The organism is Pseudomonas sp. NPDC087817 (assembly GCF_044742875.1).
Taxonomy (GTDB): domain Bacteria; phylum Pseudomonadota; class Gammaproteobacteria; order Pseudomonadales; family Pseudomonadaceae; genus Aquipseudomonas.
This window is the reverse complement of record NZ_JBIUVJ010000055.1, coordinates 1-3,003: the sequence shown is the minus strand read 5'-3', so window position 1 is coordinate 3,003 and position 3,003 is coordinate 1. Positions and strand designations below refer to the sequence as shown.

Here is a 3,003-nt window from a genome sequence, read left to right as displayed (position 1 = left end):
AAGAAGTCCTGACCTAGACCTGGAGCTATCAGTTGCCTGCCGATGAGTAACTCTCAAGTACAGCCAGAGACTCTGTCCGAGTACCTGGCGCATCTGCCGATGACCGACGAGCAGCGCGCGGAACTCGCGGGCTGCCAGTCGTTCAGCGAGCTGCACCAACGCTTGTCGTCCTCGACGTTCGACGCCCCTGCCGAAGCCGCCCAGGCTTCGGTGGGCAAGCGCCTGACCCTGAGCACCGCCGAAGATCTTGAAGATGCGGAGATGCTGGTGCTCGACGCCAGCGGTCGCGTCAGCATGAAGGCGACGCCGCCGATCCGTCGGACCAAAGTCGTGCCGGAGCCCTGGCGCACCAATATTCTGGTGCGTGGCTGGCGCCGACTGACCGGTCGCACCAACCCGCCGCAGCCGCCGAAGGACGAGAACGTCCTGCCGGCCGCGCGCTGGCGCACCGTCGGTTCGATCCGCCGCTATATTCTGTTGCTGCTGATGCTCGGCCAGACCATCGTCGCCGGTTGGTACATGAAAGGCATCATGCCGTACCAGGGCTGGTCGTTCGTCGATCTCGACGAAGTCTTGCATCAACCGCTGCTGCAAACTGCCACGCAAGTGCTGCCGTATGCGCTGCAAACCAGCATCCTGATTCTGTTCGGGATTCTGTTCTGCTGGGTCTCGGCCGGTTTCTGGACCGCGCTGATGGGCTTCCTCGAGTTGCTCACCGGTCACGATAAATACCGCATCTCCGGCAAAAGCGCCGGCAACGAGCCGATTGCCAAAGACGCGCGTACCGCGCTGGTGATGCCGATCTGCAACGAAGACGTGCCGCGTGTGTTCGCCGGTCTGCGGGCAACGTTCGAATCGGTTGCCGCCACCGGTGATCTGGATCGCTTCGACTTCTTCGTGTTGAGTGACAGTAACGACACTGACATCTGCGTGGCCGAGCAACAGGCCTGGCTGGACGTCTGCCGTGAAGCCAAAGGCTTCGGCAAGATCTTCTATCGTCGTCGTCGCCGTCGTGTGAAACGCAAAAGCGGCAACCTCGACGACTTCTGCCGTCGTTGGGGCGGTGACTACAAGTACATGGTTGTGCTCGACGCCGACTCGGTGATGAGCGGCGAGTGCCTGACCAGTCTGGTGCGCCTGATGGAAGCCACGCCGGACGCCGGGATCATCCAGACCGCGCCGCGTGCGTCGGGCATGGACACCCTGTATGCACGCATGCAGCAGTTCGCCACCCGCGTATACGGCCCGCTGTTTACCGCCGGTCTGCACTTCTGGCAGTTGGGTGAATCCCACTACTGGGGTCACAACGCGATCATCCGCATGAAGCCGTTCATCGACCACTGCGCCCTGGCGCCGTTGCCGGGCAAGGGGGCGTTCTCCGGGGCGATCCTGTCTCACGACTTCGTTGAAGCCGCGCTGATGCGCCGTGCCGGTTGGGGCGTGTGGATTGCTTACGACCTGCCGGGCAGCTACGAAGAACTGCCGCCGAACCTGCTCGACGAACTCAAGCGTGACCGTCGCTGGTGCCACGGCAACCTGATGAACTTTCGTCTGTTCCTGGTCAAAGGCATGCACCCGGTGCACCGTGCGGTATTCCTCACCGGTGTGATGTCTTACCTGTCGGCGCCGTTGTGGTTCTTCTTCCTGGTGCTGTCGACCGCGCTGTTGGCGGTGAACACGCTGATGGAGCCGCAGTACTTCCTTGAGCCGCGTCAGCTCTATCCGTTGTGGCCACAATGGCACCCGGACAAGGCGATCGCGCTGTTCTCGACGACCATCGTGCTGCTGTTCCTGCCGAAACTGTTGAGCATCATCCTGATCTGGGCCAAGGGCGCGAAAGAGTTCGGCGGCAAGTTCAAGGTGACTCTGTCGATGCTGCTGGAGATGCTGTTCTCCATGCTGCTGGCGCCGGTGCGGATGATTTTCCACACCCGTTTCGTCCTCGCCGCGTTCCTCGGCTGGGCCGCAACCTGGAATTCGCCGCAACGTGACGACGACTCGACGCCATGGAGCGAAGCGGTCAAGCGCCACGGCCCGCAAACCTTGCTGGGTTTCTGCTGGGCGCTGCTGGTGATCTGGCTGAACCCGAGCTTCCTGTGGTGGCTGGTGCCGATCGTCGGTTCGCTGATGCTGTCGATTCCGGTGTCGGTGATTTCCAGCCGAGTCGGTTTGGGCCTCAAATCCCGTGACGAGAGCCTGTTTCTCATCCCTGAGGAATACAATCCGCCACAGGCGCTGCTGGCGACCGATCAGTACACCCATGAAAATCGTTACCACGCGCTGAACGACGGTTTTGTCCGCGCGGTGGTCGATCCGCAGCAGAACGCCTTGGCGTGCTCGCTGGCGACTTCCCGTCACGGTCAGGCCGAGCCGATCGAGTGGCTGCGTCAGGAGCGTGTTCGCCACGCGATCAAGGTTGGCCCTGCGGGGCTGAACAACCATGATCGTCTGCAACTGCTGAGCGACCCGGTTGCTCTGGCGCGCTTGCACGAGCAGGTCTGGGCCGAGGGTCACGCCGAGTGGCTGGATGCCTGGCGGGCTTCGGTGAAAGCCGATCCGCATGCGCCGCTGTTGCCGTTGCGACCGGTGAGCCTGCAGGCTCAACCGGCCTGATGAAGAAACCCCGCGAAAGCGGGGTTTTTTTTGCCCTGACGACAGCGGGCGCTGATCTGCAATCAATCAAAAAACCTTGTGCAAAAGAACGAGTGCGTTAGCATCCGTCCCCGAATTGGCGCACCCGGGCAATCTTGCCCGCCTCTGTTGGTTTTCGCGCCGCAAACGCAATGGTTTTGGGGACTTGAAGATGAAGAAGTATCTATCGATGCTGCTGGTCGGCGTCACGGCACTGGTTGCAGTCAATGCGGCGCACGCTGGCGCAATCGATGACGCGGTCAAGCGCGGCACCTTGAAAGTCGGCATGGATCCGACCTACATGCCGTTCGAAATGACCAACAAGCGCGGCGAAATCATCGGTTTCGAAGTCGACATCCTCAAAGCCATGAC

General features: G+C 61.5%; 2 protein-coding genes. Both read left to right on the top strand.

The window, feature by feature from the left end:
* The first annotated feature begins 42 nt into the window (after positions 1-42).
* Complete coding sequence (gene mdoH / locus ACIONG_RS24135) at positions 43-2,613, top strand: glucans biosynthesis glucosyltransferase MdoH (RefSeq protein ID WP_213027284.1); 2,571 nt, start codon at positions 43-45, stop codon at positions 2,611-2,613.
* 190 nt (positions 2,614-2,803) lie between these two features.
* On the top strand, positions 2,804-3,003 hold a 200-nt coding region (locus ACIONG_RS24130; RefSeq protein ID WP_401303148.1), incomplete at its 3' end, for a transporter substrate-binding domain-containing protein.